14 protein-coding genes are annotated in these 14,382 nt (G+C 67.8%); 4 read left to right on the top strand and 10 right to left on the bottom strand.

Annotated features, from left to right (window positions below):
- Nucleotides 1-3: 3 nt before the first annotated feature.
- The 4 genes from murU to C0R07_RS13140 are packed head-to-tail and all read right to left on the bottom strand — an operon-like array spanning nt 4 to nt 3,615.
- Complete coding sequence (gene murU, locus C0R07_RS13155; protein WP_102789117.1) at nt 4-717, bottom strand: N-acetylmuramate alpha-1-phosphate uridylyltransferase MurU; 714 nt, start codon at nt 715-717, stop codon at nt 4-6.
- Nucleotides 714-1,739, bottom strand: coding sequence for an aminoglycoside phosphotransferase family protein (locus tag C0R07_RS13150; RefSeq protein ID WP_070471131.1), 1,026 nt, complete (start codon nt 1,737-1,739; stop codon nt 714-716). The genes murU and C0R07_RS13150 overlap by 4 nt, the downstream gene beginning before the upstream one ends.
- A 53-nt stretch (nt 1,740-1,792) precedes the next feature.
- On the bottom strand, nt 1,793-2,062 hold the full coding sequence (locus tag C0R07_RS13145) for a GlsB/YeaQ/YmgE family stress response membrane protein (RefSeq protein ID WP_019185648.1): 270 nt from the start codon (nt 2,060-2,062) through the stop codon (nt 1,793-1,795).
- Between the two features lie 59 nt (nt 2,063-2,121).
- Nucleotides 2,122-3,615 carry a M20 family metallopeptidase gene (locus tag C0R07_RS13140; RefSeq protein WP_019185649.1) on the bottom strand — a complete coding sequence of 498 codons (1,494 nt, stop codon included), beginning with the start codon at nt 3,613-3,615 and terminating at the stop codon, nt 2,122-2,124.
- A gap of 253 nt (nt 3,616-3,868) precedes the next feature.
- Here C0R07_RS13140 and C0R07_RS13135 point away from each other — a divergent pair, with 253 nt between their 5' ends.
- The 4 genes from C0R07_RS13135 to C0R07_RS13120 all read left to right on the top strand — a co-directional run bounded on the left by C0R07_RS13135 (nt 3,869) and on the right by C0R07_RS13120 (nt 6,998).
- Nucleotides 3,869-4,144, top strand: coding sequence for a ComEA family DNA-binding protein (locus tag C0R07_RS13135; protein ID WP_019185650.1), 276 nt, complete (start codon nt 3,869-3,871; stop codon nt 4,142-4,144).
- Nucleotides 4,145-4,552: 408 nt separating this feature from the next.
- Nucleotides 4,553-5,614 (top strand): L,D-transpeptidase, encoded by a 1,062-nt coding sequence (locus C0R07_RS13130; RefSeq protein WP_019185651.1) that lies wholly within the window; start codon nt 4,553-4,555, stop codon nt 5,612-5,614.
- Nucleotides 5,615-5,641: 27 nt separating this feature from the next.
- A complete protein-coding gene (locus C0R07_RS13125; protein ID WP_102789136.1) occupies nt 5,642-6,349 on the top strand; it encodes a murein L,D-transpeptidase catalytic domain family protein in 708 nt (235 codons plus the stop codon).
- Nucleotides 6,350-6,386: 37 nt separating this feature from the next.
- Nucleotides 6,387-6,998 (top strand): HutD/Ves family protein, encoded by a 612-nt coding sequence (locus C0R07_RS13120; protein WP_102789116.1) that lies wholly within the window; start codon nt 6,387-6,389, stop codon nt 6,996-6,998.
- A 17-nt stretch (nt 6,999-7,015) separates the two neighbouring features.
- Here C0R07_RS13120 and C0R07_RS13115 read toward each other — a convergent pair whose 3' ends face one another.
- The 6 genes from C0R07_RS13115 to C0R07_RS13090 all read right to left on the bottom strand — a co-directional run bounded on the left by C0R07_RS13115 (nt 7,016) and on the right by C0R07_RS13090 (nt 14,312).
- On the bottom strand, nt 7,016-8,629 hold the full coding sequence (locus C0R07_RS13115) for a sulfite reductase subunit alpha (RefSeq protein WP_102789115.1): 1,614 nt from the start codon (nt 8,627-8,629) through the stop codon (nt 7,016-7,018).
- Entirely contained in the window at nt 8,626-9,606 is a 981-nt protein-coding gene (locus C0R07_RS13110; protein WP_070471116.1) for an FAD:protein FMN transferase, read from the bottom strand. Before C0R07_RS13110 ends, C0R07_RS13115 begins: the two co-directional genes overlap by 4 nt.
- 120 nt (nt 9,607-9,726) lie before the next feature.
- The gene (locus tag C0R07_RS13105) at nt 9,727-10,533 is read right to left on the bottom strand and encodes a DUF4198 domain-containing protein (protein ID WP_102789114.1); all 807 of its coding nucleotides are present in this window, start codon (nt 10,531-10,533) and stop codon (nt 9,727-9,729) included.
- Between the two features lie 25 nt (nt 10,534-10,558).
- On the bottom strand, nt 10,559-11,077 hold the full coding sequence (locus C0R07_RS13100; RefSeq protein WP_102789113.1) for a DUF2271 domain-containing protein: 519 nt from the start codon (nt 11,075-11,077) through the stop codon (nt 10,559-10,561).
- A gap of 22 nt (nt 11,078-11,099) precedes the next feature.
- Nucleotides 11,100-11,738, bottom strand: coding sequence for a PepSY-associated TM helix domain-containing protein (locus C0R07_RS13095; protein WP_102789112.1), 639 nt, complete (start codon nt 11,736-11,738; stop codon nt 11,100-11,102).
- Nucleotides 11,739-11,888: 150 nt separating this feature from the next.
- Nucleotides 11,889-14,312 carry a TonB-dependent receptor domain-containing protein gene (locus C0R07_RS13090; RefSeq protein WP_102789111.1) on the bottom strand — a complete coding sequence of 808 codons (2,424 nt, stop codon included), beginning with the start codon at nt 14,310-14,312 and terminating at the stop codon, nt 11,889-11,891.
- Nucleotides 14,313-14,382: the final 70 nt, after the last annotated feature.

Raw genomic sequence — 14,382 nt, 5'->3', positions numbered from 1 at the left:
GTTTTATCCGTGCGGGGATTGCAACTGGGCGTCCAGCTGCGCCAGACGCTCCGGCGTGCCTACGTCGGTCCATCGGCCGCGATGGTGCTGGCCGGTCACACGGCCCTGCGCCATCGCGTGGCGCAGGAGGGGGACGAGGCTGAACTGCGGCGGTGTCGCGCCGGCCCCGGTGGTGTCGCCGATCACCGCCCGCCAGCCGTCGAGGATCGCCGGGCGGTACACGCCGATACCGGCATAGGTGAGCCGCGCGCTGTCGCCGTCATCACTGACGCGACCATTGGCGTGCAGGATGAAATCACCGCGCGGGTGCTGCGCGGGATTGTCGACCAGCACCAGATGCGCATCGCCGGCAGGCGTGCGCGGCAACGTGGCGACCTCCATATCCGTCCACACATCGCCGTTGATCACCAAGAACGGTGCCTCGCCGAGAATCGGCAGGGCATTGAGGATGCCGCCACCGGTTTCCAGCGGCACGGCGCCCTCATCGATGAAGTGCAGGCGCAGCCCCCAGCGCGCACCGTCGCCCAGCGCGGGTGCGAACTGGTCACCCAGCCAGGCGGTGTTGATCACCACCTCATCGATGCCGGCGGCAGCGAGCCGTTCCAGGTGCCACACGATCAGCGGCTTGCCCCCGGCCACCAGCAGTGGCTTGGGCGTGTGCAGGGTCAGCGGGCGCATGCGCTCGCCCTTGCCGGCCGAGAAGATCATGGCCTTCATGGGCGCGCCTGCACCGGTTCGGCGATGCGGGCCAGGGCCGGTTTGATGCGCAGCTCGAACAGGTCGTGCAGTGGGGCCAGCTCGGGATGGCGCGGCAGCACTTCATCCAGATAGCGGATGAAACGGGGTGCATCCTCGAAGTAGTGACCCTTGCCGTCGCGGTCGCGCAGGCGCACGAACAGGCCGAGAATCTTCAGGTGGCGCTGCACGCCCATCCAGTCGGCGTCGCGCAGGAACTGCGGCCACGGCCGCACCGGCAGGCCGGCGGCCAGGGCGAGCGCGTGATAGCGCGCCAACCACGCGTCCACGCGTTCGATCGGCCAGCTCAGGAACGCATCCTTGAACAGGCTGACCGGGTCGTAGGCGATCGGCCCGCGCACCAGATCCTGGAAATCCAGCACGGCCGGCCCGCCGTCGATCGGCATCAGGTTGCGCGGCATGAAATCGCGGTGGGTCAGCACCTGCGGCTGCTGCAGGGCGTTGTCCATCAGCAGGCGGTGCATGCGCTGCAGGTGCTCGATCTCGCCGCCGTCCAGTGCCAGGCCGAGGTGACGTTGCAGGAACCATTCGTCGAACAGCCCGGCATCACGCTGCAGCAGCGCCTCGCCGAAGCTGCCCATGCCCTCGGGCACGGGGATCGACTGCAGCCGGATCAGCTGCGCGAAGGCGGCATCGAACCAGGCATCGGCGTTGTCATTGTCGATATGGCGCGCCAGGGTCGGGCCGCCCAGGTCTTCCAGCAGCAGGAAACCGTTGTCCTCATCGCGCGCCAGGACCTGCGGCACGCGCACGCCGTTGGGCTCGAGCAGGTCGTGCATGCGCAGCCACGGGCGCACGTCCTCCAGCCCGGGCGGGGAGTCCATCACGATGTGGCTGCCGCGCGCGCTGGTGGCGCGCCAGTAGCTGCGGAAACCGGCATCGACCGACGCACGGTCAAGCGCAGTGGCCGGGTCGCCGAGGGCGGCACAGGTCCACTGCCGGCGGTGTTCGGCGCGCAGCGGATCGGAAGCGGGATCGTTCATGGACGGGTACGTCGAAGCGGCGCCGGACGGCGCGCGGGAAGAAAGGGCGATGCTCAGCGCTTGCTGCTGAACAACCGCAGCACGGCCAGGACCGCGACCGCACCCAGGATCGCGCCGATGAAACCGGCCGGCTCGCCGCGGGCATACCAGCCCATGTACTGGCCGAACCAGCCGGCCAGCAGGGCGCCGACGATGCCGAGCACGATGGTCAGCAGGCAGCCCATGCGGTTGTTGCCCGGCATGAAGAAACGCCCGAGCAGACCGACGACGAAGCCGACCAGGATGATGTAGAGCCAGCTGGTGCTGCCAAACAGTCCGTTCATGCCAAATGCGTCAGTAGAGGTGGACGCAGCCTAGCAAGGCCGGGCTGCGTCCGCCAACGTCAGCAGCAGCCGTGGCCGCCGTGACGGGTACCGCTGTCGGCGGCGACCGGCGAACCGCTGGTCTCGCCACGCAGGCTGGCCGCGTAATGCTCGCTGATCACCTTGGACACGCACGAGGTCACGCGCTTGCCCATCGGGATGTGCAGGAACTCGTTCGGGCCGTGTGCGTTGGAGTGCGGGCCGAGCACGCCGGTGATCATGAACTGCGCGCCCGGGAACTTCTCGCCGAGCATGCCCATGAACGGGATCGAGCCGCCTTCGCCCATGTACATCGCCGGCTTGCCGAAGAAGGTCTGGCTGGCATCGTCGATCGCCTGGGTCAGCCACGGCGCCATGGCCGGGGCGTTCCAGCCGCTGGAGGCCTTCTCCAGGTCCAGCTTCACTTCGGCGCCGTTCGGCGGATCGCGCAGCAGCGCTTCCTTGAGCAGCTCGCCGCAGGCCTTGCCGTCGGCGGTCGGGGGCAGGCGCAGCGACAGCTTCACCGCGGTATGCGGGCGCAGCACGTTGCCGGCCGAGGCCAGCGGCGGCAGGCCGTCCACACCGGTGACCGACAGCGCCGGGCGCCAGGTGCGGTTGAGCACCAGTTCGGCCAGGTCATCGTTCATCGGGCGCAGGCCGTCGACCATCGGGAATTTCTCGAAGATGGCGGTGTCCACCACTTCAGCGGCGCGCTTGGCCTGTTCCTGGCGCTCGGCCGGGATCTCTACATTCATGCCGTCGATCAGGATGCGGCCGGTGTTCTCGTCCTCGATGCGCGAGATCAGCTGGCGCAGCAGGCGGAAGCTGGACGGGATCACGCCGGAGGCATCGCCGGAATGCACGCCTTCGTTGAGCACCTTGACCGAGAAGTTGCCGCCGGTCAGGCCGCGCAGCGAGGTGGTGCACCACAGCTGGTCGTAGTTGGCGCAGCCCGAATCCAGGCACACCACCAGCGACGGCTTGCCGATGCGCTCGGCCAGGTGATCAACGTAGGCGGGCAGGTCGTAGCTGCCGGATTCTTCGCAGGCTTCGATCAGGATCACGCAGCGCGCGTGCGGCAGGCCCTGTTCTTGCAGCGCCAGCACGGCGGCCAGCGAACCGAACATCGCGTAGCCGTCATCGGCGCCGCCGCGGCCGTACAGCTTGTCGCCGCGCAGCACCGGGATCCACGGGCCCAGGTCATCGTCCCAGCCGGTCATTTCCGGCTGCTTGTCCAGATGGCCGTACAGCAGGATGGTGTCGTCGCCGGTCTCGGCGCCGGAGGCCGGGATTTCCAGCAGCAGCAGCGGGGTGCGGCCTTCCAGGCGCACGACCTCGACGGTCAGGCCGGGCAGGTTCTGGGCCTTGGCCCAGGTTTCCATCAGGGTGACGGCCTGTTCCATGTAGCCGTTGGCGACCCAATCGGCGTCGAACATCGGCGATTTGTTGGGGATACGGATGTAATCGACCAATTGCGGGACGATCTCGTTGTCCCACTTTTCACTGACGAATTGGCCGAGCTTGGCGCTGTCCATCTGAACTCCGGAGTGCTTTTGACAAGTCCGTCCATTCTACGCCTGCGCTGGGGTAGGTATTTCCCTACATCACGTCGGGTGTTAGGCCTGCTGTGTGAAGGCGCCGTGGACGATAGGCTGTGTGTATGTGGCGAGGGACGCTGGAACCTTCGACAGGATTGCCGGCAGGGGCCGGTTCCGAGCCACAAGGAGCTACACAGTGCGACCTTGGTTTTCGTGCAGGGCGCTGGTGCTGGGACTGCTGTTGAGCGGAATGGCCTTCGCGGCCGATCGGATCAACATCAATACGGCGGATGCGTCGACGCTGCAGCAGGGATTGGCGAACGTGGGCCCGATGAAGGCCGAAGCGATCGTCGCGTACCGGCGACAACACGGCCCCTTCGAACACGTCGAGGATCTGGCGCGGGTGAAGGGGATAGGGACAGCTACCGTCGAACGGAATCGACAACGGATGACCACCGGGGCCAGGCAGGCGCCGGTCCAGGCACCGCCCAGGAGGGCAGCGCCGGCCACCGTACCAAGGCGCTGAACAACAGGACACGTCGGGACGGGCAGGATGCCGGTCACTGGCTGCCACGGCAGGATGCCGCGGTGGCACCGACCGCTGCAGGGAGGCGGCACGCACGGAGGCGGCGCGGAAGGAGCGGCGCGGACCCACCAGGACGGTGGCATCCAGACCCCGGGAAGGGCTGAGATGGCGGAAGCATATACGGCCGAGTGCACGGAGCATGGCCGGCACCCAGACTGCGCAGGACGCACAGGGGGAAGGCGGGATGCCGACAAGGATGTATCGATTGCCCGGTCTGCACACGGAGGTGTGGCCGGGCAATTACTGTTTGGGGCGAACGAAATACGACGCGTGGCCCCCCGTGGTTTTCGCGAACGCTTGGCGGCACTTCGTGTAGCGTGGCGGCATCTCTTCGAATGGATGCACGACATGGCAGTACGCAGCACGCTGTTGAGTCTGGCGCTCGGAACGCTGTTGGCGACCGGGATGCTTCCCGCCACGGCCGCCAACACTGCGCCGACGGCCAGCAGGACGACCGAGGCCCCGCGCGGCCCCACCGATCTCAAGCCCGGCGAGTTCCTCTGGCATCCGGAGATCTCCCCGTCCGGCCCGATCGTGCTGGTGGTCAGCCTCGATGAGCAGCGCGCTTACGTGTACCGCAACGGCATCGCGATCGGCATGAGCACGATCAGCTCGGGCAAGGCCGGGCACGAAACCCCGACCGGTGTGTTCACGATCCTGCAGAAGGACAAGGACCACAAATCCAACCTCTACAACAGCGCGCCGATGCCGTACATGCAGCGCCTGACCTGGGACGGCATCGCGCTGCACGGCGGCAGCCTGCCCGGGCATCCGGCCTCGCACGGCTGCGTGCGGTTGCCGCAGGCGTTCGCGCAGAAGCTGTTCGGCGAGACCCATCGCGGCGATACCGTGGTGGTGGCCGATGCCAAGAGCGCGCCGATGACGCTGGCCTATCCGGCCGTGCTGGCGCCGGTCAGCAGCACCGGCAAACCGCTGGTCGAGAGCACCGACGCGCCGGCGCATTACTGGAACGATGCGGCGGCCCCGGCCGGCCAGGTCGGCATTCTGGTCAGCCTGCATGATCAACGCCTGTATGTGCTGCGCGATGGCGTGCTGATCGGCGAGTCGCGGTTGGAGGCCAAGGCCTTGCCGGCGTTCGAGGGCACCACGTTGTTCGTGATGGGCCAGGGCTACCAGGACAACCCCAGCCCGCTGGACCCGCACCGCCCGCTGCACCGCTGGACCGCCTACCCACTGCTGGGCCAGACCGCCGCCAATGCCACCCCGGACCTGCTCGCCACGCCGAGCCTGCCGATGGCGCTGCCGCCGGAATTCGCTGAACAGCTGTACAGCGTGCTGGTGCCCGGCACCACGCTGCTGGTGACCAGCCTGCCCGCGGTTCGCCCGGTGGCCGATGAACAGAACCTGCAGCCCGTCTTGGAATCCGACGCCGGCGGGTCCACGTTGTAAGGGTTGCCTCCGGTTGGTGTGCTGCCCATGCCCGTTGTGAAATTGCTGCCTGCCGCGTTCTGCGGCCTGATCGCGTCCGCCACGGCGGGCGCGGCCAGCCCTGCGCCGGCCCCGGAGGCGACTCCGGTGCAGATGGCCGAGATGCTCTCCAGGGCCGCACCGGCTGCGGACAAACACGTGTTGCAGCTGGCGGCCCGCGCGATGCGCTGTGCGTTGCGCCGGCCGGAACTCGGCGTCGACCCGGGCAAGTTGAGCGTGATCGATTACTCGCGGCCGTCGACCGAACCGCGCATGTGGATTTTCGATCTGACCCGCCAGCGGCTGCTGTTCGAGGAGTGGGTCGCGCATGGGCGCAACAGCGGTGACAACCGTACCCAGCACTTCTCCAACAAGGACGGCAGTTTCATGTCCAGCCTGGGCGCGTTCACCGCCAAGGAGACCTACATGGGCGGCAACGGCTATTCGCTGCGCCTGGAAGGGCTGGAGCCGGGCTTCAATGACCATGCCCGCGACCGCGCGATCGTCATCCACGGCGCGCCGTACGTGAATCCGGCGATCGCGCGCCTGCAGGGCCGGCTGGGCCGCAGCCTGGGGTGCCCCGCTGTGCGGCTGTCCGTGGCGCGGCCGCTGATCGACAGCCTGCGCGGCGGCACGATGGTGTTCGCGTACTACCCGGACAAGGACTGGCTGGCGCGTTCGCGGCTGCTGGAACCCGATTGTGGCGGCGTGTCCTGAGGCAGCTCTGCTGCGTCGGCTCAGGCACACTGGCGCCATGTCGACCGATACCGTCCTGAGCGCGGCCAGCCGCGTCATCCCCTCCTTCGAATACCGCCGCGAACGCTGGCGCAACGGCCTGGGCTGGACCCGCGAGATCCTGCGCGTGCCCGACAACGACGATTGGCAGGTGCGCCTGTCGATCGCCGAGATCGAGCAGGACGCCGCGTTCTCGGCCTTTCCCGGGATCGACCGCGAACTGGTGCTGCTGCGTGGCGAAGGCCTGCACCTGCGGTTCGCCGATGGCGCACTGCATACCCTGATGCCGCCGCACGACCGCCTGCGGTTTGCGGGCGAAGCGCAGGTGACCGGCGAACTGATCGACGGGGTGACCCACGATTTCAATCTGATGTGGCGGCGCGATGCCGTGCAGGCCGAGCTGCTGCACCGGCCGCTGGTGGGCAGCATGTTCTTCTTCACCGAACCGGCGGCGGCGTGGGCGATTCATCTGCTTGCCGGCCAGGCCGAATTCGAAGGCGAGCCATCGCTGACGCCGCTGGCTGCCGGTGATACCGCGTGGTTGGCGGCCGGCGAGCGCCGCCGGTTTGCGTTGCACGGCGGCGGGGAGTTGTTGGCGATCCGCGTCAGTGCGGTGGGCCGCAACGCCTGAGGGCCTGCAGGCACTCCTCAGTACACGTCGCGCCGGTAGCGTCCGGCCACGATCAGCGCTTCTTTCACGTCGCGGCCCAGCGCCTGCTCGATCACCGCATCCACCGCCGGTGCCATGCCCTGCAGGCTGCCGCAGACCAGGATCGTGGCACCGTCGTGCACCCACTGCTGCAGCGTGTGGATCTGCGCCTGCAGCCGGTCCTGCACGTAGTGATGCTCATCACCGTCGCGACTGAACACCGTATCCAGCCGTGCGATCCAGCCGTCGCGCTGCCAGGCGCGCAGGTCGTCGCCGAAGAAGAAATCGTGCGCGGCCGTACGCTCGCCGAACAGCAGCCAGTTGCGGCGCGCGCCGGCGCTGATCCGCTCCCGCAGGTGGGCGCGCAGGCCGGCGATGCCGGTGCCGTTGCCGATCAGGATCAGCGGCGTTGCCGCTGCCGCACCGTGGAAGTTCGGGTTGCTTCGGAAGCGCAGATCGATGCGGCCACCGAGCGCAGCGTGATCGCACAGCCAGCCGCTGCCCAGGCCCGGCGTGCCATCGGGCCGCAGCTGGCGGCGCAGCAGCAGTTGCACCTGGCCTTCGGCGGGCAGGGTGGCGATGGAGTATTCCCGGTGAGGCAGGGGACGCAACGCGGCGACCACGGCATCTGGGTCGGCAAGCGCCGCCATCTCCTCAGCACCGGGCAGATGCGCGCGCGAAAGATGCGCACGCAGCGTCTGCCCATCGATGAACGTGTCGCCCGCCCACGGCGTCTTGCGCAGCCAGGCTTCGACGTCCGCCGGTGCATGCTGCGGCCCGATCTCGACCACGTCGCCGGCCTGCCAGACCGGCAGGGTGCCATCGGCAGGCACCAGGGTGATCCGGTAGGTCGGTGCCCCCGGGCTGCCCGGATTTTCCAGATGCCGCGCCTGCAGTTGCCAGGGCAGATACTCGGCCGGCGTCCAGTCCGGCAGCTCGGTGGCTTCGCCGCCAAGCTGGCCGAGCAGCTGCTGCCAGTGGCGCAGCGCACCGGGATCGGCATTGTCCACTTCAACCGTATCGAACAGCGGGTGGGCACCACGCTGGCGCAGCCATGCGTCGAGCTGGTGGCCGAAGGCGCAGAAATGGCCATAGCTGCGATCGCCCAGGGCCAGCACGCCGTACTGCAGGTGGGGCAGTGCGGGCGCCTGCGGCATCACCTTGCGCAGGAAGGGCAGGGCATGATCCGGAGCATCGCCCTCGCCGGTGGTGCTGACCACGAACAGCACCTGCGCGCTGCGCTGCAGGAGCTCGGCCGTCACCGCATGCAGCGCACGGATGCGCACTGGCAGCCCGGCAGCGCGCAATGCCTCTGCGCTGCGGTCGCACAGCTGCTGTGCGAAGCCGGTCTGGCTGGCCCAGACCAGCAGGATCGGTGCGGGCCCGTTGTCGGCCACCCGCGCCTGCCGGGGTCGTCCACGCCACCAGATCAGGGTGCAGAACGCGGCATAGAGCACCAGGCTCCCCGCTGCCCAGCGCCAATGCGCGGCCAACGGTGCGGCTGGCCACCAGGCGTCGCCCAGATGCAGGCGCAGCAGCGCCCAGGCAATGACGCCCACCAGCACCATCACCATCAGGTTGCCCAGCCACGCACGCGATGGGCGCAGGCTCATGCCGCGCCCACGCGGTCGTCGGCAAGCAACTGCTCGAATGCAGGACTCATGGATTCCTCGCTACCGTGCGCGCCACGGCCGACAAAGCGTGCGGCCAGCGCATGGGTGCGCGCAAATGCCATGCCCTCGTCCCTGCCCATCACGGTCAGCGCCGTGGCCCAGGCGTCGGCCTGCATGGCGCTGTCGGCAACCACGGTGACGGCCGCCGCAGCGCGCGTGACCGGCGCACCGATGCGCGGATCCAGCGTGTGGCTGAACTGCTCGCCGCCCTGCTCGAAGTGGTGCCAGCGATCACCGGAGGTGGCGACTGCGCGGTCCGTCAGTGCCAGCACGCGCGGCGGATAGGTGGCCTGCGCGTCTTCCTCCGGTGCCGATTCCACCAGCACGCGCCACGGCTGGCCATCGGGCTTGTGACCAAACCCGTGCAGCTCGCCGCCGACCTCCACCAATGCGGCGTGTACCCCGTTCTGGCGCAGCCACGCACTGACCTGATCGACACCAAAGCCCTTGGCGATCGCCGACAGATCCAGTGCCAGTCCGCCGGGTTGCAGCAGGCGACCGGGCTGCCACTGCAGGCGTTCCCAGCCACAGCGCGCGCGCGTTGCCGCCAGCGTGTCGGCATCGGGAATCCGCCGGGCCTGCGCCTGCGCCCCGAACCCCCACAGCGCCACCAGCGGGCCTACGGTGGGATCGAAGGCGCCGCCGCTGCGCTGCGCGATCTTCAGCGCACACTGCATCACCGTATCGAACAACGGCGGCAGCACCTGCCATTCACCGGCGGAGGCACGGTTGAAGCGCGCGATATCGCTGTCGGCTTCCCACGTGCTCATCTGCGCCACGATGGCATCCAACTGCGCCTGGATGCCGGCATGCAACGGGTGCAGGTCGCGGGTGCGCGCCACGGCCAGTTTTACCTGCCAAGTGGTGCCCATGGTGTGGCCACCGAGGCGGGCGATGTCGAAATCCGGGTTGGTCATGGGGGTGGGCAGGTCGGGCCTTGGTAAGCCCGATGGCCGGAATGCGTCGGGTGAAAAGCCCCCGTCAGGTCGGCGGGGGCGGGTGGGGAGGACGGCGCGCGCAACGCACGCCGGATGCCGTTACTCCGGCAGCACTTCCAGCGTGGCCACGTAGCTCAGGCGACGCTTCTTGGCTTCCTTGATCGAGGTCTTGCTGTCCTCGGTGCCGGTTTCCAGCCAGTACATGCCCGCTTCCGGCCAGGTCACGGCGAACTCGCCCTTGGCATCGGTACTGACCTTGATCTCTTCCTGTGCGTTGCGGTACCGGGTGCCGCCGCGGGTGATCTCGAAGTCCAGGCCGGCGGCCGGCTTGCCGTCGACCAGCACGCGGAAGCGTGCGGCTTCACCGGCGACCAGATCGTTCGGGTGGGCCAGCGCGATCATCTCGATGCCCTGGTTGGTCGGCTTCAGCGCGGTATCGTTGGGGGTACCGTTGGTGACGAAGGTTTCCACGCGACCGACCGACTGCGAGACCTGCAGGTTCCTGGCGTTCTTCGGGACTTCGGTGGCGAAGGTGGCCGGGGTGCCGCGCCAGCGCTTGGGCTTGCCGTCTTCTTCCCAGCTGGCCGACAGGCCGTTGTTGATCGTGGCCAGGCGGTAGGTGCCCTGCTGGGTCAGCTCGACGTCGAACACACTGCGGAACTTGCCGGTCGCCGCGTTCTGCGGCTGCACGGTGCTGCCATCCGGCGCGGTGATGACCAGGTTGTCCAGGCGCAGCGGCACATGGTTGAAGTAGAACAGGTCGTTGGAAACAGCCGCATCGACGGTGATCCACGGGTTGGTACCCGCGATCACGGTCTGCGAGGGCTGCAGCCAGGCCTTGTGGGCCAGGGCGGAGAACGGAAGTGCGGCGGCCATGGCGGCGGCGAGGACGAGCGTGCGCTTCATCGAAAAACTCCAGGTGGATGGGGTATCAGGGCTTGGCGGACAGGGTGACCAGACCGAGTTCGGTCGCGCCCTGGGCCTTGCCCGTCTGTGCGGCCGTGACCGGCCAGGTGAAGGGGATCTTGAGCAGTTCGCGGCCGCCGACTTCGCGCACCGCTTCCACCACGAGGGTGTAGTTGCCCGGGGCGAGTGCCTTGAGCGCCGGCTGCTTGTCGTTGAACGACAGCGCATGCTTGCCGACCGGGCGGGTCGGACCGGTCACGCCGTCCACCGGCACCTCCAGGGTGCGGCCGCTCTTGCGCCACCACTGGCGCAGGTCGGGCAGCCACTTGGTGCCATGGCCCTCGCTGTTGCCGGTCTGCTGGTACCAGACCGACAGGTTGGCGGCGACCTTCTGGTCGGCGCCTTCCAGCCACACGGCCACATACGGGCGGTGATACTCGGCCACGTTGAGCTTGGGCACCTCGACATTGATGTCCAGGGTGGTGGCATAGGCCGGCGAGGTGGCCAGCAGGCCGCTCAGGGCGATGGTCAGGGTGACGCGCATGGTGCGGCTCCGGAAAGAAAGGTCAGTGGATGAGGATCAGGGCGATCAGCAGCGGGATCAGCAGGCCCAGGCCGACCAGCGGCCAGGTCATGCGGCGCTGGCGGGCATGCAGGTGCAGCAGGAACAGGCCGGTGATGCAGAACACCAGGCAGGCCACGGCGAAGATATCCAGGAACCAGCCCCAAGCGGGCCCGGCATTGCGCCCTTTGTGCAGATCGTTGAAATAGGAGACCCAGCCGCGCGCCGTGGATTCGTATTCCACCGCCCCGGATTCCCGGTCGATACTGAGCCACGCGTCCGCGCCCGGGCTGGGCATGGAGAGATAGATTTCGCCATCGGACCATTCGGCCGGGCGGCGCCCGATCGAGATGCCGAGCTGCGCATCCAGCCAGCGGCTGGCCGCGCGGGGGATCGGTGCCTTGCCATCGGCGCGGTCGCCAAGCTTGCCGAGCAGGTCGGCAGGCAGCTCCAGCTGGCGGCTGACCACCTCCGGCGTGGCTTCGATCCTGGAGGCGTGGTTCAAGGTGATGCCGGTCGCGGCGAACAGCAGCATGCCGATCAGGCACACCGCCGAGCTGATCCAGTGCCACTGGTGCAGCGTGCGCAGCCAGAAGCCGCGGCGTTGTTGTTGCACGCTGGAAGAAGGAGCGCTGGTGGCCACGGTCGGGAGAGAGAGTACTGAGGGGCGAATTACACCATTGATGAGAATGGTTCGCAATTTGTGAAAAAAGAAGGCAGCGTTCCGTCGCCGGCGCGCTGCCCGAGGTCAAGGCCAGCGGCGACGTCACTCAGGACGTCGCCGCGGTGTGCCTCAGAACTTGGCGTTCAACGAGATCCAGTAACTGCGGCGCTGGTCCTTGGTGGAATAGTCATCCACGCAGTTGTATTCGCTGTCGCTGATCAGCACGCAGGACTGCGACACGAAGTCCTTGTCGAACAGGTTGTTGACCCGCGCGTTGACGGTCAGCCAGTTGTTGATGTCCCAGCTGCCGCCGAGGTGGAAGATCGTGTAGTCCTCGTAATAGCGGGTCTGCGAGCTGCTGACGCCGCCGACATTGCTGACCAGCGTGTCGCGGTAGCGGTCGTAGCGGCCTTCGCCGATCAGCGACAGGCTCACCGCCTCGCTGATCTGCCAGTTCAGGCTGGCATTGGCCATGTGTCTGGCCGGGTTGCCGGTGATCGGCAGGCCCTTGCCGATGCCGCTGGTCTGCTCGCTCTTGGTCCAGGTGTAGTTGCCGCGCAGCTGCAGGTTGTCCAGCAGATCGACCTGGGCCGCCGCCTCGACGCCGCGGGTTTCGGCCTTGTCGATGTTCACGCTCTGCCCGAAGGTGCTGTAGCCCAGCTCGGCCCAGCCCGGGCCGATGTCCACGCAATAGCTGCCATCGTTGGGGGCCACTTCGCAGTTGGCGAAGGTGCCGCCGCTGGCGATCTTGTCATCGAACTTGTTGAGGAAGCCGGTGACGTTGAAGCCCCAGCGATCGCCTTCGTAGTACGCGGCGATTTCGTAGTTGGTGCTGGTCTCCGGCTTCAGGTTGGGCGAGCCGACCAGCGGGGTGACGCCTTGGCCACCGAAGCCGACGATGCCGGGGAACAACTGGTCCGGGCGCGGTGTTTTGTAGCCGGTGCTGACGCCGCCCTTGAGGGTCCAGGCATCGTTGGCGTTCCACACCAGGTAGGCGCGCGGGCTGACGTGGCTGCCGAAGATGTTGTGGTCGTCATAGCGCACGCCGACCGTCGCGGTCAGGCTGTCGGTCAGCGACCAGTTGTCCTCGGCGAACAGCGCCCACATGCGGTGCTGCTGCTTCACGTTGTCTTTGTAGCCGGCGCCATCCATGCCGAACACGCCGTCGACCATGTCGGTGTCGTTGTACTGGCCGCCCACGGTCAGCTTGTGCGCACCGAAGGTGAGGTCGAGCATCGTGTCCAGCACGTTGCCCTTCAGCTCCATGGTGCGCAGCGGGCGTGGCAGGAAGGCCTGCAGGCGCGCCATCTCGGCCGGGTTGAGCGCGCCCAGTCCGTTGCGTGCACCGGCCGCGCAGTTGGCGGCGGCGCCGGTGCGGCGGCAGACATCATTCCACAGCGTCTGCAGATCGGCGCGTTCGTCCAGCGTCAGCGGCAGCGAGCGGCCGAGGTTGTTGCTGGTGATGTGGGTCAGGGTGGTCTGCCAGGTGCCGAATTCATAGCGGCCCTGATGGGTCAGCGCCAGCTGGTCGCGCTCGTAACGCTGGTAGGCGGTGTAGCCCACGCGCGGCTGCACCACCCGGCGGGTGACGTTGCCGGGGCCGTTCGGGTTGGGGATCGTGGCATTGCCCACGCGCCACAGGCTGGCCAGGCTGTCCAGGGTGCCGGTCTGGCCTTCGCTGTTGTCGTACTTCTGGCGCGACACGTCGTAATCCAGCCACAGCTCGTGGTCGTCATTGACGATGAAGTTCAGGCGCATGCCCGCGTTCCAGTTCGTGTTGGCCACCGCCTTGCCACCGGCACCGAAGCCGATGCTGCGCGACCACATCGTGCCGTCCGGCAGCGGCAGGTCATCCCATTCCGGGTTGGAGGCCTTGGCGTCGTAATAGCTGCCGCGCACTGACATGCCCAGACGGTCCTTGACCAGCGGGCCGCTGAGGTAGACATCGGTGCTGCGCGCGTCACCGAACTGGTCGTCCTGCTGCACCGTGAAGCCCTGGGTGACCGCGCCATGCCACTCGGTCTGGTTGCGGCGGGTGATGATGTTGATCACCCCGCCCATGGCATCGGAGCCATACAGCGTGGACATCGGGCCGCGCACCACTTCGATGCGTTCGATCGCATCCAGCGGCGGCATGTACGAGAACTGGCCACCGCCGAAGTTGTTCGGGTACAGGTTGCCGGCGTTGCTCTGGCGGCGGCCGTCGATCAGCACCAGGGTGTAGTCCGAGGGCATGCCGCGCATGGAGATGGTGGCGCGGCCGTTCTTGTCGGTCGGTTCCATGCCCACGTCGATGCCTTCCACGTCGCGCAGCGCATCCACCAGGCTGGTGTAGGGGCGCTTGCTCAACTCTTCGCGGCTGATCACGCTGATGCTGGCCGGGGCATCGGCGATCTTCTGTTCGAAGCCGGCGGCGGTGACCACTACCTTGTCCAGCGTGGTCGGAGCGGCGGCGTCGCCGTGGGCGAAGGCCGGGGCGCTCAGCGCACCGAGCAGGGCGAGGGACAGCGTGCAGCGGGACAGGGACGTGCGACGACGATGGCGCTGGGCCATGGGGGCAACCTCGGAAAGGAGAGAACGGACGCGACGTGGCAGGCCGCAGGGCGCCGCACGCGCAGGAATC

The sequence above is a fragment of the Stenotrophomonas bentonitica genome, assembly GCF_002887735.1.
Taxonomy (GTDB): domain Bacteria; phylum Pseudomonadota; class Gammaproteobacteria; order Xanthomonadales; family Xanthomonadaceae; genus Stenotrophomonas; species Stenotrophomonas bentonitica_A.
This window is presented reverse-complemented; position numbering and strand designations above follow the sequence as displayed.